19 protein-coding genes are annotated in these 21,168 nt (G+C 70.0%); 8 read left to right on the forward strand and 11 right to left on the reverse strand.

Features of this window, described 5'->3' with window-relative positions; genetic code table 11:
- On the reverse strand, positions 1-1,557 hold the full coding sequence (locus VHA73_12300) for an ABC transporter substrate-binding protein (protein ID HVX18806.1): 1,557 nt from the start codon (positions 1,555-1,557) through the stop codon (positions 1-3).
- A 168-nt stretch (positions 1,558-1,725) separates the two neighbouring features.
- On the reverse strand, positions 1,726-2,955 hold the full coding sequence (locus tag VHA73_12305) for a CoA transferase (protein HVX18807.1): 1,230 nt from the start codon (positions 2,953-2,955) through the stop codon (positions 1,726-1,728).
- A gap of 57 nt (positions 2,956-3,012) precedes the next feature.
- Between VHA73_12305 and VHA73_12310 the strand changes: the two genes are divergently transcribed.
- Both VHA73_12310 and VHA73_12315 read left to right on the forward strand, forming a co-directional pair.
- Complete coding sequence (locus VHA73_12310) at positions 3,013-3,864, forward strand: SDR family NAD(P)-dependent oxidoreductase (protein ID HVX18808.1); 852 nt, start codon at positions 3,013-3,015, stop codon at positions 3,862-3,864.
- A 46-nt stretch (positions 3,865-3,910) separates the two neighbouring features.
- On the forward strand, positions 3,911-4,675 hold the full coding sequence (locus VHA73_12315) for an SDR family oxidoreductase (GenBank protein ID HVX18809.1): 765 nt from the start codon (positions 3,911-3,913) through the stop codon (positions 4,673-4,675).
- Between the two features lie 203 nt (positions 4,676-4,878).
- On the opposite strand, the gene VHA73_12320 is transcribed toward VHA73_12315, so the two are convergent.
- Genes VHA73_12320 through VHA73_12330 form a run of 3 tightly spaced genes read right to left on the reverse strand, consistent with a single transcriptional unit; the run spans position 4,879 to position 7,542 of the window.
- Positions 4,879-6,393 (reverse strand): hypothetical protein, encoded by a 1,515-nt coding sequence (locus VHA73_12320; GenBank protein ID HVX18810.1) that lies wholly within the window; start codon positions 6,391-6,393, stop codon positions 4,879-4,881.
- Positions 6,323-6,718, reverse strand: a complete 396-nt coding sequence (locus tag VHA73_12325) for a hypothetical protein (protein ID HVX18811.1) — start codon at positions 6,716-6,718, stop codon at positions 6,323-6,325. Before VHA73_12325 ends, VHA73_12320 begins: the two co-directional genes overlap by 71 nt.
- Before the next feature lie 5 nt (positions 6,719-6,723).
- Positions 6,724-7,542, reverse strand: a complete 819-nt coding sequence (locus tag VHA73_12330) for a mycofactocin-coupled SDR family oxidoreductase (GenBank protein HVX18812.1) — start codon at positions 7,540-7,542, stop codon at positions 6,724-6,726.
- Positions 7,543-7,658: 116 nt separating this feature from the next.
- Between VHA73_12330 and VHA73_12335 the strand changes: the two genes are divergently transcribed.
- Positions 7,659-8,285 (forward strand): TetR/AcrR family transcriptional regulator, encoded by a 627-nt coding sequence (locus VHA73_12335; GenBank protein HVX18813.1) that lies wholly within the window; start codon positions 7,659-7,661, stop codon positions 8,283-8,285.
- Positions 8,286-8,372: 87 nt separating this feature from the next.
- The gene (locus VHA73_12340; GenBank protein HVX18814.1) at positions 8,373-9,659 is read left to right on the forward strand and encodes a cytochrome P450; all 1,287 of its coding nucleotides are present in this window, start codon (positions 8,373-8,375) and stop codon (positions 9,657-9,659) included.
- Between the two features lie 3 nt (positions 9,660-9,662).
- Here VHA73_12340 and VHA73_12345 read toward each other — a convergent pair whose 3' ends face one another.
- Together VHA73_12345 and VHA73_12350 are read right to left on the reverse strand one after the other, a co-directional pair.
- On the reverse strand, positions 9,663-10,547 hold the full coding sequence (locus VHA73_12345) for an enoyl-CoA hydratase/isomerase family protein (protein HVX18815.1): 885 nt from the start codon (positions 10,545-10,547) through the stop codon (positions 9,663-9,665).
- Positions 10,544-11,797 (reverse strand): cytochrome P450, encoded by a 1,254-nt coding sequence (locus VHA73_12350; protein HVX18816.1) that lies wholly within the window; start codon positions 11,795-11,797, stop codon positions 10,544-10,546. Before VHA73_12350 ends, VHA73_12345 begins: the two co-directional genes overlap by 4 nt.
- A 98-nt stretch (positions 11,798-11,895) precedes the next feature.
- Here VHA73_12350 and VHA73_12355 point away from each other — a divergent pair, with 98 nt between their 5' ends.
- The gene (locus tag VHA73_12355) at positions 11,896-13,458 is read left to right on the forward strand and encodes an AMP-binding protein (protein ID HVX18817.1); all 1,563 of its coding nucleotides are present in this window, start codon (positions 11,896-11,898) and stop codon (positions 13,456-13,458) included.
- Positions 13,459-13,549: 91 nt separating this feature from the next.
- Here the strand turns inward: VHA73_12355 and VHA73_12360 are convergent, their stop codons facing one another.
- Complete coding sequence (locus tag VHA73_12360; protein HVX18818.1) at positions 13,550-14,407, reverse strand: SDR family oxidoreductase; 858 nt, start codon at positions 14,405-14,407, stop codon at positions 13,550-13,552.
- 21 nt (positions 14,408-14,428) lie between these two features.
- Between VHA73_12360 and VHA73_12365 the strand changes: the two genes are divergently transcribed.
- A complete protein-coding gene (locus VHA73_12365) occupies positions 14,429-15,313 on the forward strand; it encodes a TIGR03619 family F420-dependent LLM class oxidoreductase (protein HVX18819.1) in 885 nt (294 codons plus the stop codon).
- Positions 15,314-15,350: 37 nt separating this feature from the next.
- Here VHA73_12365 and VHA73_12370 read toward each other — a convergent pair whose 3' ends face one another.
- Genes VHA73_12370 through VHA73_12380 form a run of 3 tightly spaced genes read right to left on the reverse strand, consistent with a single transcriptional unit; the run spans position 15,351 to position 18,453 of the window.
- Positions 15,351-16,796 carry an FCD domain-containing protein gene (locus VHA73_12370; GenBank protein HVX18820.1) on the reverse strand — a complete coding sequence of 482 codons (1,446 nt, stop codon included), beginning with the start codon at positions 16,794-16,796 and terminating at the stop codon, positions 15,351-15,353.
- Positions 16,797-16,827: 31 nt separating this feature from the next.
- Entirely contained in the window at positions 16,828-17,643 is an 816-nt protein-coding gene (locus VHA73_12375; protein HVX18821.1) for an SDR family NAD(P)-dependent oxidoreductase, read from the reverse strand.
- A 3-nt stretch (positions 17,644-17,646) separates the two neighbouring features.
- Positions 17,647-18,453, reverse strand: coding sequence for a GntR family transcriptional regulator (locus VHA73_12380; GenBank protein HVX18822.1), 807 nt, complete (start codon positions 18,451-18,453; stop codon positions 17,647-17,649).
- Positions 18,454-18,530: 77 nt separating this feature from the next.
- On the opposite strand from VHA73_12380, the gene VHA73_12385 reads away from it, so the two are divergent.
- Both VHA73_12385 and VHA73_12390 read left to right on the forward strand, forming a co-directional pair.
- Positions 18,531-19,733 (forward strand): cytochrome P450, encoded by a 1,203-nt coding sequence (locus VHA73_12385; GenBank protein HVX18823.1) that lies wholly within the window; start codon positions 18,531-18,533, stop codon positions 19,731-19,733.
- Positions 19,734-19,864: 131 nt separating this feature from the next.
- Positions 19,865-21,121, forward strand: coding sequence for a cytochrome P450 (locus tag VHA73_12390; protein ID HVX18824.1), 1,257 nt, complete (start codon positions 19,865-19,867; stop codon positions 21,119-21,121).
- Positions 21,122-21,168: the final 47 nt, after the last annotated feature.

Here is a 21,168-nt window from a genome sequence, read left to right on the forward strand (position 1 = left end):
TCAGCCGAGCCGCCGTGGCTGGTTGCCATGGGCGGGGAGCCAGCAGTGGCACGACTTGCGCCACACCGCTTGGAGCACGAAGTCACCGGCATCGTGCTTGCCGGGTCCGAACGATCCGCCGAGTTGGCGCGCCATGGTGACCGACCCGAGCGATTCGAACGACGAGATGAGCGTGTGGCGCGTCAGCCCGTTGCCGGCATGGGTCGCCGCGGCCACCCACAAGTCGAAGACGGCACACTCCCGGAGCGCCACTTGCACCGCCGGGCTGCGCGACGCGAGCCCGGAGGGGTGGGCGACCTTCGGGTCGGCCTTGCCCACCCGATCGATGCACGAGCGGTCGAGTGCGTTGTAGCCCGCGCCGCTGTTGTAGATCGGGAACGAGTCCTGCGTGAAGCCGATGGTGCCGTCGAACGAGTCCGGCAGGTAGGAGTCGGTGCTGTCGGTGGTCTCGGAGTTGAACGACGACAGCGCCCAAGTGGGGTTCAACCCCGAGCGCGTGGCGGCTTGCACGAACGGGCCTGGCAGCCCGGGGTTGCAGGCGAAGATCACCAAGTCGACGCCCTTCGCCTTGAAGTTCGACACCGCGATGGGGATGCGGTTCACGCCGGTCGGCGGGATGACCTCGACGTCGACCGGCGCGTGCCCGAGGCTGCGCAGCGTGGGCACCAGCGTGCTGTTCACCGCCACGTTGTCGGAACCGTCGCCGGACACGATCCCGATCTTCTTGCCATTGAGGATGCCGCTGGATGCGAGGTACTTCGCGCCGTCGGCGAGCGCCCGGTTCTGTGAGGACTCCGACGTGATCAGTCGACCGTTGGCGTAGTAGCGCGACTCGGCCATGTCGGCGGTGATGAACGGTGTCTGGCCGTTGCCCGTCACGCAGACGACGCCTGCGATCGGATACTCGGTCGACATCAGGACTGCGAAGTCCTTGGAGTCCTGCGTCCAGTGCACGCATGCCGCCTGGGTGGCCGCGGCGGGGTCGGTGACCAACCCGACCGCCTGGTAGTCCGGCACGATCTTGCGACCGTTGATGCCGCCCTTGGCGTTCTGCGCGGCGATGAGCGCCTGCCACCGGGCCTTCTGGTCACCCAAGTCGAAGCTGTAGCCGAGCTGCGACGCCACGCCGATGTCGGGGTAGCCGATGCCGATCTTGATCTGGGTCTTGGTCAGCCCGACGTCGGTGGCCTGGCCGCCCGCGCTGCCTCCTCCCGAGCCTCCCGCCCCGGCGCCACCCGCGCCAGAGCCCGCGCCCGCGCCCGCGCCGCCAGCGCCCGATCCCGTGCCGGTGCCGGTGCCGGTGCCGGTGCCGGTTCCCGATCCCGAACCGGGCGTGGTGCCCCCGCTCGCGGACCCTCCGCCGCTGCTCGCCGCGCCGCCGGAGCTGTCGCCGCTGCTGAGCGCGGCGCCGCCGCCCGCGCCCGAACCCGACGAGGCGACCCGCTGGGTGCGGATGTAGGGCACGGTCAAGCTGGCCAGCACGACACCCACGACGAGGCCGATGACGACACCGAACGTTGGTGACCCTTGCGGCGATCGGGATCGCCCCAGACGCATGTGTATCCCCCTGCCGGACGGTTCGACGGGCCGTCGTGCGAGCCGTGCGGGCTTCGTGGTGTTCGGCAGCGATGGGGGATCGACCCCCGCAGTGCTTATTCCACAAATCTTGTACTTAGTACAATAACGGGGTGAGGTCGCCGGCTCAAGGGCCGGTGCCGACGCGGTTCAGGTGCAGGCGCCGTCGATCTTGAGCGCGATGATCGCGTCGTCGTCGAGGCCGAGCTCGCGGAGTATGTCGTCGGTGTGCTCGGCGAAGCCCGGGCCGCGGGTGAGCGTCGGCGGCGTCTCGTCGAACTGGACCGGGTTTGCGACGAGCTGCCGCTCGTTGCCCTCGCCGTCGGTCACCGGGAGGAGGTAGCCGTTCGCGACCACTTGCGGGTCCGACGCCAGCTCGTAGGGATTCTGCACGGGAGCCCACTGGCCTTCGAGCGTCTGGAGGTGCTCGACCCAGTGGTCGTACGGCTGCTGCGCGATCGCGTTGGCCACGTGCTCGCCCACCTCGGCCGCGTTCGCCATGAGGCCCTCGGCCGTGCTGAACCGCTCGTCGTCGAGGAGATGTTCGAGGCCGAGGTGTCGACAGAGGTCGGCGAAGTAGCGGCCGGGTTGGAGCATGGTGAGGTTGATCCACCGACCGTCGGACGTGCGGAGGGTGCCGATCAGCGGGTTCACCGGGAGGGTCATGGGGCCGTCGAGGCGCATCGGAGGTATCGGGCCGCCGAGCAGCAGCGACGTCGTCACCGACAGCGCCATGGCCCACGTGCCGACCCCCATCAGCGACACGTCGACCACCGACGTCTCGCCCGTCCGCTCACGAGCGAACAGCGCACCGGCGATGCCACCGGCGATGGTCATGCCGCCGAGGGAGTCGCCGTACGCGCCGCCCGGCATCCCGGTCGCTCGAGGGCTGTCGGGTGGCGTGGATGCCCAAGCACTTCCGGCTCGACACCAGTACGTGGGGCTGTCATAGCCGCCCTTTTCGGCATCGGGCCCTCGCTGGCCGTGGCCGCTGCCCCGCACGTAGATGATGTCGGGGTTGGCGGCCCGGATGTCGTCCACCTCGATGTGCAGGCGCCGACGGGCGTCGGGCAGGAAGTTGGTCAAGAACACATCGGCGCCGCGGCACAAGTCGAGCAGCACCGCGTGCGCGTTCGGGTTCTCGAGCGCCAGCCCGATGCTCCGCTTGCCGCGGTTGGGGTGCTCCATCAGCGGCTGGAACGAGCCCTCCGCCGCGCCGCCGGTCCCGAGCCGGAGGCCGCGTTGCGCGTCGCCGTGCTCGGCGTGCTCGACCTTGATGACGTCGGCACCCCAGTCGGCCAGCACTGCTCCTGCTGCCGGCGTGAAGGTGAACTGCGCCACCTCCACGACCCGCACGCCCTGCATCGGTTGGAGAGCCACGGCTCGCTCCTCTCAGCCCCACGTCCCGAGTGCCGCAAAGGGTATACTATTCCCCTGATGGGGCGTCTCGAAGGGAAGGTCGCGATCGTCACCGGCGGTGCTTCCGGTCTGGGGCTCGCAACGGTCGAACGGTTCGTCGCAGAAGGTGCACGGGTCGTGCTCACCGACCTCCCGCCGGCCGATCACCCGCCGAGTCGGCGTCCCGGCGGCGTCCACGATGGCCACTCGATCGCCGAGCGGCTTGGCGCGGCAGCCCGCTTCGTTCCCGCCGACGTGACCGTCGCGGCGGAGCTGGAGCAGGTGTTCGCCGCCGCGCTCGACGAGTTCGGCGGCCTCGACGTGCTGTTCAACAACGCGGGGATCGGCAGCGTCGAGGGCTCGGTGGCCGAGTGCCCCGAGGATCTCTTCGATCGCATCGTCGACGTCGACCTGAAGGCGATGTGGCGCGGGATCAAGCTGGCCTCGCCGGTGTTGGCCGAGCGCGGCGGCGGGTCGATCATCTGCACCGGCTCGATCGCCGGCATGCTCGGTGCGCCGGGCATGGGGTCGTACAGCGCGGCGAAGGGCGGGGTGATCTCGCTCACGCGCGTGGCCGCCATGGAGCTCGCACCCGCCGGCGTGCGGGTCAACTGCATCTGTCCCGGCGCGATCGTGACGCCGATCATCTACGAGAGCGGGGCGCTCACCGCGCCGATGCAGCCCGACGACCTCCGGCGGACGTTGGCCCACGCGCAGCCGCTGCCGCGATCGGGCGAACCCGCCGATGTCGCGAACTTGGCGTTGTTCCTCGCCAGCGACGAGTCGTCGTTCATCACCGGCCAGTCGATCGCGATCGACGGCGGGCTGGTGGCCGAGACCGACGCCCGGAACCGCACCCGTCCTCCGGGCGAGGCGCTCGGCGTCACGTGAGCCCGACGATCGTGAAGTTGATGACACGACGGAGAGGAGCTGCCCGATGGGCGTGCTGAGCGGCAAGGTGGCTGCGGTCACGGGAGCGTCGAGCGGCTCGGGGCGCGCCATCGCGACCCGCTTCGCGGAGGAAGGCGCGTCGGTGTACCTGCTCGCGCGGGAGCCGAAGCGGCTCGACGAGCTCGTGGCGTCGCTCCCTGGCGACGTGCAGGCGGTGCCGTGCGACGTCGGTGATTCCGAGAGTGTCGCCGCGGCGTTCGCCCGCATCGGCGAGCGCCACGACAAGCTCCACATCCTCGTGAACAACGCGGCGGTCTACCGGCCGTGTCCGGTCGAGCATCTGTCGGACGCCGACATCCAACAGCAGCTGTCGACCAACCTCGTCGGCCCGGTGCTCACATGCCGTGCCGCGATCCCGCTGCTGCGTGCGGCGGAAGGCGCCGACATCGTGAACACGTCGAGCGAGTCGACGTTGCACCCGTTCCCGATGCTGTCGATGTACGTGGCCACCAAGGCCGGTCTCGAGGCGTTCAGCCAAGTGCTCGCCGCCGAGCTGCAAGACGACGACATCCGGGTCACGACGCTGGTGCAAGGCGTGTCGATCGGCCCCGGCGGCGGCTCGACCGACTGGCAATGGGATCCCGAACGCACGTCGGAAGCCGTGAACTTGTGGGTCGAGCGAGGCCTGATGGCGACGGCGGGCGGTCGCTACGGGGGCCAGGCGGTGAGCGACGTGGCCGAAGCCCACGTGTTCATCGTGACCCGGCCCCGCACCCAGAAGATCGACAGGATCCACGTCCGCAGCTTCTAGTGGTGCGTCTGGCAATCGGCGAGGGCGGCCCCGGCGGCCCTCGGCACCGCTGGAGGGCGTCGTGCTCCTCACCGCAGCTCCGCCCGCGCCTTCGTCGTGCGTCCCTGCCCGCGGCACCGAATGACTCGCCATGACCAACTCCTCACCTACCGGACACACCGCGAGCGGGGGTCCACGCGCCGGCGCCTGTGCCGGGGGGCGGGTCAGGCAGTCGCCACCAGCGCGGCGTTGACGATCTGGTCGGGTAGCAGGTCGAACGCGCGGTACAGCTCGGGGATCGAGCCTGATTGGCCGAACTCGTCGACGCCCACTGGCAGCACGCGAGCCCCGAACACGCTGCCGAGCCACGCCAGCGTGTGGCTGGCGGCGTCGTGGACCGTGACGATCGGCAGCTTCCGCTCCTGCGGCTGGATGAGGTGGGCCAGGTGGAACACCGGCGCGGCGGGCCGCGCACCTCGGCTGGCGTCGCGCAGGCTGCCCCGCCACTGGCGGTAGAGCCGGTCGGGACTGGTGAGGTCGATGACGACCGACGGCAGCCCTTCTGCTTCGAGGGCTTCGGCCGCGGCCAGGACTTCGGGGATCACCGGGCCGCACGCCGCAAGCACCACTTCGGCGGGCGCGTCGCGGGGCTCGCGCAACCGGTAGCCGCCGGCGAGCACCGCCTCGCGGAGCTGGACGCCGTCGTGGCGATCGAGCAGTGCCTCGAACGGCGCCTGGTCGATCGGGCGGGTCGACAGTCGCAGGTAGAGGCTGTCGCCGTCCGGGGCCGAGAGGCGGTCGAGCCCGTCGCACAACAGCCAGTCGACCGGTCGCGCGAAGCAGGGCTCCGCGTACGTGAGGCCGGGGAGCTCGAGGCCGATCGACGGGGTGATCGTGCTCTGGTGCGCGCCGCCTTCGGGAGCGAGCGTGATCCCGGCCGGTGTGCCCGCCACCACGAACCTGGCGCCGCTGTAGAGCGCGTAGATGAGCGCATCGAGACCGCGGCACACGAACGGGTCGTACACGGTGCCGACGGGCAGCAGGTGGGTGCCGTGCAACTCGTGGCCGAGCCCGAGCGCCTCGAGCATGAGGAAAAGGTTCATCTCGCTGATGCCCAGCTCGATGTGCTGTCCGGTGGGCGCCTGTCGCCATCGCAGCAGCCGCGCATCGCCGAGGAAGTCGGGCTGCTCGTCGGGGTGGAACACGCCGACCTTGTTGATCCAGCCCCCGAGGTTGGTACTGACGCTCACGTCGGGCGACACGGTGACGAGCTGATCGCGGATGGCCGGGTCGTCGGCCAGTCGGACGAGCGCACGGCCGAACGTCTCCTGCGAGCTGGTGGGCTTGGCGCCGACGGAGCGCAACGCGGAGGTCGGCACGGGATTGTGCGGTCGCGGGCCCGCTGGCCGGTGGGCGAGGCGGCGGCCCACGGCTCGGCACACCTTCCCCGCACGAGAGGCCGGATCGAAACGCGCCCACTCGTCGCCGGCGTCGACACCGAGCGTCGCTCGCAGCTCGGCGATGTCGTCGGGTTGCAGCAGCGCCGAGTGGTTGAGCGGGTCGCCGGCGATCGGTAGCCCCCAACCCTTCACCGTGTACGCGAACACCACGCTCGGCCGGTCGGTCACCGCGGCGCAGGCGCGGTAGCAGTCGAGCAGCGACGCGAGGTCATGGCCGCCGAGGTCCTGGACCAGCGAGGGAAGCTCGGCATCGTCGTGGTCGTCGACGATGCGTTGCACCGCCGAAGGAGCGGAGCTGTTGCAGGTACGACTCGTCGAGCTGGCCGGTCAGGTAGTTGATCGCGTGCAGCACGGGCGAGGCGTGCGGCTTGGTGGCGACTTTGTCGTGCCCGTCGAGGTGGCCGAACCACAAGGCGGTCATGATGGCGACCATCGATGCCGACGACGCCTGGTGGCCGCCGACCTTCACTTGGCCCGCCGGGCGGTCGTGGTTGGCGTGGTCGACCATCCGGACCGCGAGCCACAGCACGCGGCGCTGGATCTCGTCGAGCACACCGAGGTCGACATCGGCGTGCGGTGAAGCATCGAGGCGAGTCGCGCCCATGGGGCTCAGCGGTTGTTGAGCGCCCCGGCGTCGACCGGGACGATGGTGCCGGTCACGTAGCGGGCTCCGTCGGAGACGAGCCAGGCCACCGCGTTCGAGATGTCGAGCGGCTCGACGACCACCACGCCCGGCAGCGCGTTGCCCATCGAGTTGGCGAACTCCGGGTGCGCCTGGACGTACGGCATGAACGCATCGTTCGTCACCATCGGCGTGCGGACCCCGGTGGGTGCCACCCCGTTGACGCGGATGTGGTGCGGCGCGAGGTAGTTCGCCCACGCGCGGGTGAGGCCCACGACGCCGTGCTTCGACGCGGTGTACGCGAGCATCCCGGGGCTGTTGCCACCCATGCCGGCGAGGCCGGCCATCGACGTGACCAGCACGATGGCGCCGCCCTCGCCGCGTTCGATCATCGGGGGGATCGCGAGGCGGACCGTGTTGTACGCGCCGGTGAGGTTCACGTCGAGCACGTCGTTCCACTCCGAGTCGGCCGGTTCGAGCGACATCGGGGCGATGCCCGCATTGGCCACGACGATGTCGACGGGGCCGAGCTCCGCAATGCCGGCATCGAGCGCTGCCTGCAACGCCGTCGCGTCGCGCACGTCGGCCGTCAGCCCGACCGCGCGCCGGCCGACTGCCTCGACCTCCTTCACCGTCTGCGCCAAGTCGTCGCTGGTCGCCAACGGGTAGGGAACGGAGTCGATCGGCGCGCAGATGTCGATCGCGATGATGTCGGCGCCTTCCTCGGCGAGACGGACCGCGTGGCTGCGCCCTTGGCCTCGTGCGGCGCCCGTGATGAACGCGACGTTGCCGGTGAGGGTGCTCATGGACGGACCATAGCGGTGAAGTACAGGATTCGTCTAGTGTCTCATAGAGAGGTCCCCGGCCGGGGTTGATCCACTGGGCCGAGCAGCACTCCGACCGTGGGAAGGAGGGCCACCAGATGTACATCTCACATGGTGCCCCGGAACGCCGGTGGGGTGGCAAGGAACGCCTCGACAACGGCGACGATGCCCGCGAGCGCCTGCTGAACGCCGCGGAGCGGTGCTTCGAGCGCTTCGGCCTGCGGCGCACGACGGTCGACGACGTGGCCCGCGAGGCCAAGGTGTCGCGCAGCACGGTGTATCGCTACTTCGACGGTCGTGGCGACCTGATCGCCGGCGCGTACCTGCGCGAGAGCGAGGCCGTCAACGCCAAAGTGCAGGCCTTGATGAGCAAGCCTGGCCCGTACGCCGAGCGGCTGATCAAGGCCACCCTGCGCTCGATCGAAGCGGTCCGGCGGGGCAAGTATCTCCCGTTGATGCTCACGCCCGAAGGGTCACTGCTGGCGTCGAAGGCGGTGACGGCGTCGAGCGCGTTCTACGACACGATGCGGGCCACCATGGGCCCGTTCGTCGAGCAGGCGAAGGCCGATGGCGAGCTCCGGCCCGACCTCGAGCTCGACGACCTCAACGAGTGGACGTTGCGCATCATCTTCTCGTTCGCGATGTTCGACAGCCCCACCGAGCGCGACGAGCAGCGGATCCGCCACTTGCTCGAGACTTTCCTCGCGCCGGCGCTCGTCCCCTGACGGTTCGCCCCGAGGCACGCCGGCCGGGGCCGGTCGCCACTATGACACGCTCGACGGAACTTGTCGCATGTAGTACCCTGCGCAGCCATGACCGATGCGGCAGTCAGCGGGGCGCGGGAGCTGTTCGAGTTCGATCCAGAGCGGGTCGCGTGCCCGTATCCGACGTTCGCGGCGATGCGCGACCGGGCGCCGGTGGCCTGGTACGACGAGCTCGAGGCGTTCGCGGTCACCCGCTACGACCTCATCGTCGAGGTGTTGCGGCACCCCGAGCAGTTCTCGAGCCGATCGGCCACAGGCCCGGCCGCCGACCGCAAGCTGATGACCGTCATGGCAGAGCTGGCGGCGGAGGACCCGGAGATCGCCGAGCTCGCCGTGAAGTTGATGACCGAGGCCACGGCCGCGGTGCTGCTCCAGGCCGACCCGCCCGAGCACCCGCGCCAGCGCGCGCTCGTCAACCGGGCGTTCACGCCCGCGGCCATCCATGCGATCGAGCCGGAGATCGAGGCGCTGGCGCAAGGGCTCATCGACGGCTTCATCGACAAGGGGGAAGTCGAGCTCATCTCGGAGTTCGCGATCCCCTTGCCGATGGCGGTCATCGCCAAAGCGGTCGGCGTCGGTGCCGACCGGGTCGACGACTTCATGGGCTGGTCGAACACGCTCGTGGCCGGCGTGGGTGTCCGCGAGCTCGGCAAGGACGAGATCGCGTCGATCCTGCGGACCCGTGCCGTCGTGGCCGACTACCTGCTGGGCCTCGTGGCCGAGCGGACCGACGACCCGAGGGATGATCTCATCTCGAAGCTCGCCCATGCCGAGATCGAAGGCGAGCGGCTCACTCCCGCCGAGGTCGTGAGCATGGTGATCCAGTTCCTGCTGGCCGGCAACCACACCACCGCCATGGCGATCTCGACTTGCATGCTCCAGCTCGCCGGCGATCCCGAGCTCGCCGATCGGCTGCGGGCCGAGCCCGACCTGGTGGCACCGTTCCTCGAAGAGGTGCTGCGAACCGAGCCGCCGGTCAACGGCACGTATCGCATCGCCGACGCCGAGTGTGAGCTCGGCGGCGTGCACATCCCGGCCGGCTCGGCGCTGTGGCTCGTGTACGCGTCGGGCAACCGCGACCCCGACGAGTTCCCGGACCCCGACGCGTTCCAGTGCCCGCAGGCGTCGAAGTCGCCGCACCTGACGTTCGGGTTCGGCGCCCACTACTGCCTCGGGTCGTCGTTGGCGCGCGCCGAGGCGCAGATCGCACTGCGGGCGTTGCTGGACCGCTGCAGCGACATCCGCTTGGGCATCGACCGGGCCGACGTTGCGTACGACCCGAGCTACATGCTCCACGGCCTGCAGTCGCTCCCCCTCACGTTTGCCGTGGGCTGACGGTCACTCCGGGGCGGTGGGCTGCGACCCGACCGCGGGCGCGTGGTCGCTCCCGGGGGCGCCGGGCCAGGGATGGTCGTCCCAGCGCCGGTCCAGCGGCTGCTGGCCGCCGCGCCACGACAGAAAGCCGCGCATGGCGTACAGCTCTTGGTACACGCCCGAGGCCAAGTCCGCGGTGGCGGCGCGCCGGAACGGTTGGATCAACACCGAGCGCGTGGAGCGCAACGTGAGTCGGGGGCGCATCGCGAGATAGCGGGCGATCTCCCATGCCCGCGGTAGCAGCTCGTCGCCCGGGAGGACCTCGTTGACCGCCCCCCACTGCTGTGCCTCGCGGGCCGACAGGCGTTGCCCGCCGAGGAGGAAGTGGCGGGCCCGGTTGTGCCCGACGACCATCGGCCACACGGTGTGCACCCCATCGCCGGGCACGACGCCGCGGGGGAAGTGCGGACCGTCCTCGAAGTAGGCGTGCTCGGCAGCGAGCACGATGTCGCACATGAGCGGGAGCTCGCTGTGCGTCGTGCACGCGCCGTTGACCGCGGCGATCACGGGCACTTGCACGTCGAGCAGGTTGCGGTGGAGCTGCGCGCCGACCCAGCCGGTTTCGTCGAGCAGCTCGGCGCCGGGATCGCTGCGCTCGGGGAACTCCCGGTCAGGGTCCGCCCCGCCCCAGCGGTCCATGAACGACGGCCCGGTGCCGGTGAAGATCACCACGCTGAGGTCGCGGTCGCGCGCGACGTCCGCGAACGCGTCGGCGATGGCGCCGTGGGAGCGGTGCGTCAAGGTGAACTCGCTGCCGGCGTCGTGGAGCTGCACGAGCAAGATGCCTTCATCGGAGCGCTCGAACCGCACCCAGCGTCGATAGCGGCCGTCCTGGTCGTAGCGGGTCATGATCCGAGCGACACCGGAAGGTGCTCGAGCGAGCGGAACGTGATGCTGCGGCCCCGGACCGGATCGCCTGCGAGGTCGAGTGCTGGAAAGCGCTCGAACAGTCGGCGGACCACGAGGCCCGCTTCTCGCCGTGCGAGGTTGGCGCCGAGGCAGTAGTGCAGGCCCGCGCCGAACGACACCAGGTCGCTGGCGTTGGCGCGGTCGATGTCGAGGCGATCGGCGGAGGCGCCGAACTGTGATGGGTCTCGGTTGGCGGAGCCGACGCACACAAACGCCATGTCGCCGCGAGTGAGCGTCGCGTCGGCCACGTCGAGGTCGGCGGTCACGTAGCGCCAGGCGAACTGCACCGGGCTGTCGAAGCGGTTGAGCTCGTCGATCGCGTTCGGCAGCAGGTCGGGCGCGGCGCGCAGCCGTTCGAGCTGTTCGCGGTGGCGCAGGAGGTTCAGGACTGCGTTGCCGATCAGGCCAGTGGTGGTCTCGTGGCCCGCCACGTAGAGCAGCCCGACGTTGTCGAGCAGCTCCTCGGTGGTCAGCCCATCCTCACCTTCGGCGTGCAACAACCGGCTGAGCAGGTCGTCGCCCGGGTTCGCGCGGCGCCAGGGCAGCACTTCACGGCGGACGTACTCGTTGATCTCCTGGTACGCGGTCACCGCCGACGCGACCTGGTCGCGCGGCACGATCGGGTCCGACGCGAGGCGGATGGCGTGGGCCCAGTCGCGGATCTGGGTGTCGCGCCCAGGTGGCATGCCGACGATCTGCGACACCACTCGGAACGGGAAGGGGAACGCCAACCCGGTGATGAGGTCGACGACGCCACCGTTCGACGCGGCGGTCCGCTCCAAGCGGTCGAGCAGGCGGCCGAGCTCGCCGTCCATCCACGCTTCGAGGGCGTCGAGCGAGCGTTGCGTGAAGGCGGGTTGGAGCAGGCGCCGCAGCCGTTTGTGGTCGGGCGGGTCGCAGTTGAGCACCGCGCTCGGGAAGGTCGGAGGGCCCGCACGCCGGGTGCCGTCGGCGCGGGGAGGCAGTGCACCGCTGCGATCCATGCTCGTGCGCTGCGGGTCGATCAACACGTTGCGCACGTCGTCGTAGCGGAAGACGAAGACGATCCCGCGGCCGTCGACGTGCGTGGGGCTCTGCGAGCGGAGCCGCTCGTAGTGCGGGTAGGGGTCCTCGAAGAAGCCGGGCGCCGTCGGGTCGAACCCCGCGGCGTTGCTCGATCGGTCGACCCCGGCGCTTCGTTCCGCCGACATGACGCCAAGTGTCAATTAGTAGGCAATCCGTGTCAAGTGTCTCATAGAACCCCGTCCATCGCCGGGGTCGCCGTCGCAAATAGGATACTCTATGGACCATGCGCAACCCGTGGGACCAGCGGTTGGGGATCTGGTACATCGCCCAGGACCGTCCCGAGCAACCCGCGATCGTGGAAAGCCCGACCGGCGAGGTCCTGACGTTCGGCGAGCTCGCCGGCCGCGCCCACCAGCTCGTGCACGCCCTGCGCGCCCGTGGCGTCGGCGACGGGGATGTCGTCGCGTACGCGCTGCCGAACGGGGTCGACATCATCGTGTGGCAGCTCGCCACCAGCGAGGCTGGCATGCGCTCGCTTGCCCTGAACCCTGCGCTGACGTCCGAGGAGATGTGGGAGATCGCGCAGCACGCTGCCGCCAAGGCGGTCGTGATCCACGCCGACTACCAGGACCGGGCTGCCATGCTCGGCGAACAACCGAACTTGGTGGTCCGGGTGATGGTCGACGGCTCGGCGCCTGGCTTCGTCGACCAGGACGATCTGATCGCCGACCACCCGACGACCCCGCCGGAAGGGCGTGCCGCGGGGAGCCTGATCACGTACTCGTCGGGCACGACCGGCAAGCCCAAAGGCGTGTGGCGCGAGCAGATCCCTGCGGACCCGTGGGCGCTCGCGGACCTGATGAAGTCGTTCGGGCACGCCTTCCGCTTCTTGCCGTTCGAAGGCACGCACCTCGTCACGGCCGGGCTCTCGCACGGGGGCTGTTTCGGGTTCGCGCAGGGCGCGCTGAACGTCGGCCAGTCGCTGGCGATCCACAAGCGGTTCGACGCCGAGGAGGCGCTGCGCGCCATCGAACGCCACCGTGTGACGACGGCGTACATGGTGCCGACCCAGTTCGTGCGGCTGCTCCACCTTCCCGACGAGGTGCGGGCTCGTCACGACACGTCGAGCTTGCAGGTGGTGGTCCACTCCGCGGCGCCGTGCCCCCTCGAGACCAAGCGCCAGATGATGGAGTGGTGGGGTCCGGTGATCTGGGAGACGTACGGCGGGATGGAAGGGGCTGCCACGATCGCCAAGCCCGAACGCTGGCTCGAGAAGCCCGGCACGGTCGGTCGGGCGGTCCGGGGCGTGTCGGTGCTCATCCTCGACGACGGCGGCGAACCGCTGCCGGCGGGCGAGATCGGCCAGGTGTACATCCGCTCCGACGGCCCCGACTGGGTCTACAAGGACGACCCGAACCTGACCGATTCGGTGCGTCGGGGCGACGCCTTCACCATCGGTGACGTGGGCTACCTCGACGACGACGGGTTCCTCTTCATTTGCGATCGCGCCAAGGACATGATCATCCGCGGCGGGGTGAACATCTATCCCGCCGAGGTCGAAGGCACCCTGTCGTCGCATCCGGCCGTGCGCGACGTGGCGGTCATCGGGGTGCCCGACGCCGAGTGGGGCGAGCAGGTGAAGGCCATCGTCGAGGTCGAGCCGACGGTCGAGGCGTCCGACGCCTTGGCCGACGAGCTCATGGCTCATTGCCGCGCGCACTTGGCGAGCTTCAAGTGCCCTCGCAGCGTCGACTTCCGAGCCGAGCTGCCGCGCACCGAGGCCGGCAAGCTCTACAAGCGCTTGTTGCGCGACGAGTACTGGGAAGCGGCCGGCCGCCGCGTCTAGTGATGTGTCGGCTGGGTGAGGGGGTGGTCACGACCCGCCATGACCTCCCGCCAATCGCCACACGCACCACTGGCTGGCGTGGGCAAGTCGGTCAGTACATCGGCTCGGAGCCGAACAGCGACCAGCCGCCGTCGGGGAGCTGGTTCCAGCCGCTCGATGCCCACGTACCGCCGTCGACCGGGATCACCGCCCCGTTGACGTAGCTCGCTTCGGGCGAGGCGAGGAAGGCGATCACGTTGCCGCATTCCTCGGCGAGGCCCTCGCGCCCGAGGGGGACGTACGCTGCGAGCCGGCGCTCGACTGCCGCTGGACGGGATGGCAGGGGCTCGGGCACGGGGCCGGATCGCACGCCGCTGTTGCCAGGTGTGCGGACCCAATCGGGTGTCACCGCGTTGGTGCGGATGCCGTGCGGTCCGAGCTCGACGGCCATCGAGCGGGTGAAGGAGAGCAGTGCCGCCTTGCAGGCGCCGTAGACCGCGAACATCGGCGCGGCCCTGGTGCCTTCGATGCTCGACACGTTCACGATGGCGCCGCTGCGCCCGTCGCGGACCATGGCCGTCGCGGCGAGGCTGGTGGCGGCCAGGGCACTCACCAAGTTGATGTCGATGTGGCGCCGCCAGCTCCGCTCGCTCTGGTCGACGAAGCGGGCGGCGCGGACGCCGCCGACGTTGTTCACCAGCACGTCGATGCGGCCAAAGTGGTCGTCGGCTGCGGCCACCGCGCGTGCGACCGCATCGACGTCCGTGGCGTCGGCCTGGAAGGCGGTGGCGCGGCGCCCGAGCGCCGTGACCGCCTCGACCGCTTCCGCCGCTCGCTCGGGATCGATGTCGATCACCGCGACATCCGCGCCTCGCCGGGCCAAGGCGAGCGCCGCGGCCCGCCCGATGCCGGCCCCGCCGCCGGTGACGACCGCAGCCTGACCGGCCAACGATGCTCGGCCGTCGCTCATCGCAAAGAGTATACTATTGCGATGGCGCCGCGGGTGAAGGTCGGTCTCAACATCGTCTGGGCCCAGCCCCAGCACGTCGTCGCGTTCGCGCAGGCCGCGGAGGAGTTGGGTTACGAGTCGGTGTGGTCGGGTGAGCACGTGTCGCTGCCCGCCACTGACGATTGGTGGCGGTCGTTCCCGCTGGCCGACGTGCTGGGCGATGCGTTCACGGCCGACATGGTGCCGTTCGAGCCGACGTCGCCGTTCCTCGACCCGATGATCGTGTTGGCGCACGTCGCGGCCGCCACCGAACGGGTGCGCCTCGGGATCGGGATCTACATGCTCACCCTTCGCGACGCGGTCCTCGTCGGGCGCACGCTCGCGACCCTCGACGTGCTCTCCGGTGGCCGGCTCGACATGGCCACCGGTTTGGGATGGACGGCCGACGAGTACCGCTTCACCGGCAACGACTGGTCGGTTCGGGGCAAGCGCTGCAACGAGCTCATCCGCGCATTGCGCGTGCTGTTCGAGTCGCCGGCCCCGGAGTTCCACGGCGACTTCTTCGACTTCGGGCCACTCGGCTTCGAGCCCAAGCCGCTGCAGCGGCCCTTGCCGATCCACATCGGCGGTGGTGGCCCGCCCGCGCTGCGTCGTGCCGCGCAGCTCGGCGACGGCTGGTATGGCGAGACGCACGTGATCCCCGAGATCGAGCGGTTGCGGGCAGAGGCCGGCCGCGCCGATCTGCCGTTCGAGTACTCGACCATCTCGCTCGGCACGGTCTCGAACGAGGAGCTCGCAGCTCTCGCCGAACAGGGTGTCCACCGCGTGGTGGTCACGCCTTGGCCTGGTCGCCGGGTCGGCGAGGTGGGCCTCGAGGGCCTCGCCGACATCGAGCGCTACGCGAACGAGGTCGGCTTGAGCACCTGACCCCGCGGTCGGGCCACCCCGGACGGCCCAGCCCCCCTCAGTCGAGGAACGCCGCGAGCGCGTCGAGGTGCCGGCGCATGCGTGATCGGGCACGGTCGCGGTCACCGACCCGGATCGACCGGACGATCGCCACGTGCGACCGGTGCACGTCGCGACCGATCTCGACCTTTGCCTCGTCGGTGAGCGGGCGCGTCTGACGAAAGCGCGTGAGCCGGATCAGCACGAGCGCCACCAGCTCGAGCGCGCGGTTCCCGGCCAGGGCGGCCATCGCGGTGTGGAGGTCGTGTACGGCCTCCGCAGACTGCTCGGCCCCTTCATCGAGCTCCGCGGCCTGATCCAAGGCCGCGGCGCCGTCGTCGTCGAGCCCATCGATCACGAGATCGACGAGTGATTCCTCGACCCGCACCCGCAGCTCTGCGACGGCCGGCAGACCGGTGCCCCGACGGGCGAGGTAGAGGGCCACGACGTCGGTGACCGCCTCGGGGCTGGGCGCCGCGACGTACAAGCCGCCGCCCGTGCCCCGCCGCATCGCCGCGACATCGTGGTGCTCGAGGAGGCGGACCGCCTCGCGGAACACGGCTCGACTCACGCCGTGCCGTGCGAGCAGGTCGGGCTCTGAACCGAGGTACGTGCCAGATGTGAGGTGGCCGGCGACCACGCCCAGGTAGATCTCCCGTGCGACGACCTCGGCACGCTTGCCGGCCGACGCCGACGCCAGCGCGGCGTTGGTCGACATCATCGGCCTCGTCGCATGGCGCTGCTCCAGGAACCGCCATTCGGCTTCGAGGTGGCGGCGCATGTGGCGACCCGCGGCGGCGTCGTCGCGGGCGAGCACGGCGTCGACGATCCTGCGGTGCGCCCGCGACGCGGAGGCGATGGTCTGCGCGTCGACCGCCAAGTCGTCTCGCATGTAGAGCAGCGACACCCGGTCGAGGATGTGGACGAACAGCTCCAGTGCCGGGTTGCCGCTCAGCGTCGCCAGCAGTTCGTGCAGGACGTGCGGATCGGTGATGTCGCCGGACCGCTCCCCGGCGAGGTGCGCGCGCAGGCGGGTGCGGCCGCCTCTTGCGAGGCGGCGAGCCGCAAGCTCGGTCGCGATCGCTTCGAGCAGCATGCGGGCCTCGAACACCTCGCGGACGGTCGTGTCGAGGCGGTGCAAGTACAGGACGGCCGCGTCGGTGATCGCGTCGAGCGTCGGCTCCGACACGAACAAGCCACCCATCGAGCCCCGGCGGGTGCGCACCACCTGTTGGTGCTCCAGGATCCGAACTGCTTCACGGAACACCGCCCGGCTGACGTCGTAGCGCTTGGTCAGCTCGCCGGCGGACCCCAGCATCTCGCCGACCGGCCAACCATCGGCGATGACCTCATCCGCGATCCGGGCCGCGAGGCGAGCCGCTCGCTTGGTGGGACCGTCGCGTTCGGGCCGCTTCCAGGCCACCGTCGCATGGGGGGCGTGGTGATGCGACGCGGCCGCCGACACGCCCCAAATGGTACACCAATGCCGCGACGGCTCAGCCGAGCCCGTTCTCCTGGGCGAAGGTGACCGCGTCGACGAACGTGCCCGCATACGCCATCGGGTCGTCGCAGGTGGCGAGGTGGCCCACGGTCTTGGCCGGCATCCACACCGGCGTGCCGAGGTTGGGGTCCCAACCGAAGCGCGTGGCGTTGTGCTGGAACGACTCGGTGGCCGCGCCACCGGGGTTCATGGTCACGACGACGATCCCGTCCTCGGCGAGCTCTTGGGCGAGCAGCGTCGACATGGCGAAGATCGCGATCTTGCTGGTGGGGTACGCGGCCCCCAGGCGCACGTCCTCCGTGATCCGCCCGCCCATGCCGTTGAGGCCTTCGGGGATGGCGCGCATCGAGCCGAGGTTCACGATCAGCCCGGCGCCGGCCTCGCGCATCGACGGCGCGCAGGCGCGCATCAGCGCGTACATCGTGTTCAGGTTCAAGTCGATCTGGCCGGCCCACTCCTCCGGCGTGGTCTCCCAGAACCCGCGAAACACGTTGTCGCCGGTGTCGGCAGCGTTGTTGACGAGGATATCGATGCGGCCGAGCGCGTCGAGCGTCTCGCTCACCACCCGAGCGCGATCAGCCGGCACCACGAGGTCGGCGGCGATCGGCACGGCCCGTGCCCCGGCCGCGGTGACTGCGGCAGCGGTCTCGTGAATGGTGCCGGTGAGGTCGTCGCCGCGGGGCTCGACGGTGCGGGCGGTGACGGCGACGTCGGCGCCCAGCTCCGCCAGCTCCACCGCGGTCGCGTGGCCGATGCCGCGCGACGCCCCGGTGACGAGTGCGACCTTGCCCTGCAACGGCTTCGAGGCCATCCGCTAATGGTATCCTATTAGTGGATGGTGGTGCAGGCCCTGTTGACAGGGATCGCCTGGCCGGTGATCCACGCCGCCGGCCTCGTAGATCGTGAGCGGAGGGTCGCCGTCGAGCTGAGGCGGCACGACGCGGAGGTGCTCGCGCCAGAACTCCTCCGCGGCAGCTCCCTCGCCCCCTTCGATCAGGTCGACGAGGTGCGTGTACTGGTCGATGCACCAGGCCTGGAACTCGTCTTGTGCGCCGGGCTCGTGGTCGGTCGCGTGCTCATCGACGTACGCGCGTGCCTCGACCCTCACCAGTCGGTCGAGCATCGACGAGATGAACGCCAGCGTGCTGTTGCCCGACGCTTGCATCAGCGCGCCCAGGAACGCCGTGGCCTGGTCGGTGAACGCTCGCGGTCCCTCGGCCTCGGCGACTCGCGCGATCTGGGCGCGCAGGTCGTGGATCTGCGCGGGGGTGGCCGAAGCGGCGGCGAGGGCGACGACCCCGGGCTGGATGATGCGAACCGCGGCCATGAGGTCGCCCAAGTGGACGTCGTGTGCCTGCAGGTACAGGCCGGCGCGCCGCGCCAACGTGGCGATGTCGTGGTCTTGCACCTGCGCGCCGCCGTTCACGCCGCGCCGCACGCTGACCAGCCCGTCGGACTCGAGGATCCGCAACGCCTCGCGCATGGTTGGTCGGGCCACACCGAACTCGTCGAGCAGGCTGCGCTCCGACGGCAACATGTCGCCGGGACGGAGCGCGCCGGTGGCGATGCGGGCGCGGATCGCCTCAGCCACGGTCTCGCTCGCAGTCCTCGCCCCGGTCACCGGCCGGAGTCTCCCACATTTGGGTTGACATATCGCTAGCGGATTCCGACACTGGGTCGGATGCAGGAGGCGAGCGCGTGACCGACGTGTCAGACGAGATCTACTACGACCCTTACGACTTCGACATCGACGCGGACCCGTATCCCGTGTGGCGTCGGATGCGGGAGGAGCAACCGCTCTACTACAACGACAAGTACGACTTCTTCGCCCTGACCCGCTTCGACGACGTCGAGAAGGTGATGGTCGACTGGGAGACGTACCGGTCGGGCCGAGGCTCGGTGCTCGACGCCATCAAGCTCGGGATCCCGATCGCGCCGGGCAACATCTTGATGGAGGACCCCCCCGACCACGACGTGCACCGCAGCTTGGTGTCGCGCGTGTTCACGCCCAAGCGCATGGCCGCCATCGAGCCCGAGATCCGTGCGTTCTGCACCGAGACGCTCGATCCACACGTCGGCACCGGCGGGTTCGACTTCGTGGCTGACCTCGGCGCGTACATGCCGATGCGCACGATCGGCATGCTCCTCGGGATCCCCGAAGAGCACCAGACCGGCCTCCGCGAGCTGATCGACGAGGCCATGGAGATCACCGACGGCTACAGCTTCGAGTCGATCAAGCTCAACCTCGATGTGCTGTCCGGCGAGCCGTTCGCGGAGTACGTCGAGTGGCGGGAGCAGCACCCGTCCGACGATCTCATGACCGACCTCCTCAACGTCGAGTTCGAAGACGACACGGGCACCACCCGGAAGCTGCGGCGCGACGAGATCCTCGGGTACCTCGGGCTGATCGCGTCGGCTGGCAACGAGACCACCACCCGGCTGATCTCCTGGACCGGCAAGCTCCTCGCCGAGCACCCCGACCAGCGCGCCACCCTTGTCGAGGACCCGAGCCTCATCCGTGGCGCGATCGAGGAGATCCTGCGCTATGAGGCGCCGTCGCCGGTGCAGGCGCGCTACGTGTCACGCGGCGTCGAGTGGTACGACACGCCGGTGCCCGAAGGGGCGGTGATGGTCATCTTGAACGGGGCAGCCAACCGCGACGACCGCAAGTTCGAGAATGGCGACTCGTTCGACATCACCCGCAAGATCGACCACCACTTGAGCTTCGGCTACGGCATCCACTTCTGCCTCGGCGCGGCACTCGCCCGCCTCGAGGGACGGGTGGCGCTCGAAGAGGTGCTCAAGCGCTTCCCCGCGTGGGACGTCGACTGGGACAACGCGCAACAGGCCCACACCACCACGGTGCGAGGCTGGCGCCGACTGCCCGTGTTCACCGGCTGAGCGTCGGGCCTCCGGCGGCGTCGTCGCCGCGGAACTGGCTGGGGCGGTCGCCCGCGGAACGTCGCGCCACTTGCCTCGCGAAACCAGATACGAGACGATCTATGTTTGATGTCGTCTAGGTGGAGCGGGTCATGAGCAGTGCAACGAGCGGCAGCGCGACGGGCGAGGCACCCACCGAGGCGTCGACCGCGCGGGTGGTGTTCAACCCGCTCGCCGACGGCTTCTTCGACGATCCCTACCAGCAGTACGCGCGCTTGCGGGAGCTCGACCCGGTGCACCGCAGCCCCATGGGCCTCGTCTGCTTCGCGTACGACGACATCTGGCGGGTCCTGCGCCTCGGTGGCACGACCGTGTGCCCGGCCAACGTGCCCGGCCCCGGCGGCGAGGCCCGACCGCCGGCACCGCTTTTCCCGCGCGCGTTGTTGAACCTCGACCCGCCCGACCACCCCCGGGTGCGCCAGCTCATGGCCAGGATGTTCACTCCGCGGCGCATCGGCGCGCTGTCGGAGTGGATCAGCCTCGAGGTCGACCGGATCCTCGACGACCTCGAGGTGCGCTGGGAGGAGACGGGCGAGCCGATCGACATCGCCACGGAGCTGGCGTTCCCGCTGCCGTTCAAAGTGATCTCCGACATCCTCGGCATGCCCGAGACCGACGACGACCAAGTACGGGAGTGGGCGCAGGCGATCACCGAAGCGAGCTTGGCGATGACCGCCGACGGCATCGCGGCGGCCACGACCGCGTACCACGCGTTGAGCGACTACCTGGTTGGCGACGTGTTGCCGTGGAAGCGTGACCACCGCGGCGACGACGTGCTCAGCGCGCTGCTCGAGGCCGAGCGCGACGAGTCGGCGACCCGCCAAGAAGTGCTCGACCAGGTTGCGCTGCTCTACGTGGCCGGGCACGAGACCACATCGGGCCTGATCGGCAACGGGGTGCTGAACTTGTTGCGCCACCGGGCCGAGCTCGAGCGGGTGCAGCGCGACCCCGAGTTGATGCCCGCCGCGATCGAAGAGCTCAACCGCTACGACAGCGCGATCCAGTTCACGTGGAGATACGCGCTCGATCCGATCGAGGTCGGCGATCAGATCGTGGAGCCCGGCGAGATGGTGCTGTTGAGCCTCGGCTCCGCGAACCGCGACGCGACCAAGTTCGGGCCCGACGCCGACGTGCTCGATCTCGAGCGCGCTTCGGCACGTGAGGCGCTGTCGTTCGGCGCCGGGATGCACTTCTGCCTCGGCGCGGCGCTGGCACGGCGGGAAGGGGCGCTGGCCATTGGTTCGCTGGTGACCCGGTTCCCGAGGCTCGCGCTCGCCGCGCCGCCGGTGCGCAACCCCCGCGTCACCTTCCGGGCGCTGCACAGCCTGCACGTCGCGCTGGCCGCCTGAGCTCGGCGTCCCGCCTACTACGAGATAGTTGACGAAATATGTATCGC

Source organism: Acidimicrobiales bacterium (assembly GCA_035547835.1).
Classification (GTDB): Bacteria; Actinomycetota; Acidimicrobiia; order Acidimicrobiales; family Iamiaceae; genus DASZTW01.

What these genes read in the sequence shown, in the direction of transcription:
- VHA73_12300 (HVX18806.1), bottom strand. Translation starts at nt 1,557, where the DNA reads ATGCGTCTGGGGCGATCCCGATCGCCGCAAGGGTCACCAACGTTCGGT.
- VHA73_12310 (HVX18808.1), top strand. Translation starts at nt 3,013, where the DNA reads ATGGGGCGTCTCGAAGGGAAGGTCGCGATCGTCACCGGCGGTGCTTCC.
- VHA73_12315 (HVX18809.1), top strand. Translation starts at nt 3,911, where the DNA reads ATGGGCGTGCTGAGCGGCAAGGTGGCTGCGGTCACGGGAGCGTCGAGC.
- VHA73_12325 (HVX18811.1), bottom strand. Translation starts at nt 6,718, where the DNA reads ATGGGCGCGACTCGCCTCGATGCTTCACCGCACGCCGATGTCGACCTC.
- VHA73_12330 (HVX18812.1), bottom strand. Translation starts at nt 7,542, where the DNA reads ATGAGCACCCTCACCGGCAACGTCGCGTTCATCACGGGCGCCGCACGA.
- VHA73_12335 (HVX18813.1), top strand. Translation starts at nt 7,659, where the DNA reads ATGTACATCTCACATGGTGCCCCGGAACGCCGGTGGGGTGGCAAGGAA.
- VHA73_12340 (HVX18814.1), top strand. Translation starts at nt 8,373, where the DNA reads ATGACCGATGCGGCAGTCAGCGGGGCGCGGGAGCTGTTCGAGTTCGAT.
- VHA73_12345 (HVX18815.1), bottom strand. Translation starts at nt 10,547, where the DNA reads ATGACCCGCTACGACCAGGACGGCCGCTATCGACGCTGGGTGCGGTTC.
- VHA73_12350 (HVX18816.1), bottom strand. Translation starts at nt 11,797, where the DNA reads ATGTCGGCGGAACGAAGCGCCGGGGTCGACCGATCGAGCAACGCCGCG.
- VHA73_12355 (HVX18817.1), top strand. Translation starts at nt 11,896, where the DNA reads ATGCGCAACCCGTGGGACCAGCGGTTGGGGATCTGGTACATCGCCCAG.
- VHA73_12360 (HVX18818.1), bottom strand. Translation starts at nt 14,407, where the DNA reads ATGAGCGACGGCCGAGCATCGTTGGCCGGTCAGGCTGCGGTCGTCACC.
- VHA73_12365 (HVX18819.1), top strand. Translation starts at nt 14,429, where the DNA reads ATGGCGCCGCGGGTGAAGGTCGGTCTCAACATCGTCTGGGCCCAGCCC.
- VHA73_12375 (HVX18821.1), bottom strand. Translation starts at nt 17,643, where the DNA reads ATGGCCTCGAAGCCGTTGCAGGGCAAGGTCGCACTCGTCACCGGGGCG.
- VHA73_12390 (HVX18824.1), top strand. Translation starts at nt 19,865, where the DNA reads ATGAGCAGTGCAACGAGCGGCAGCGCGACGGGCGAGGCACCCACCGAG.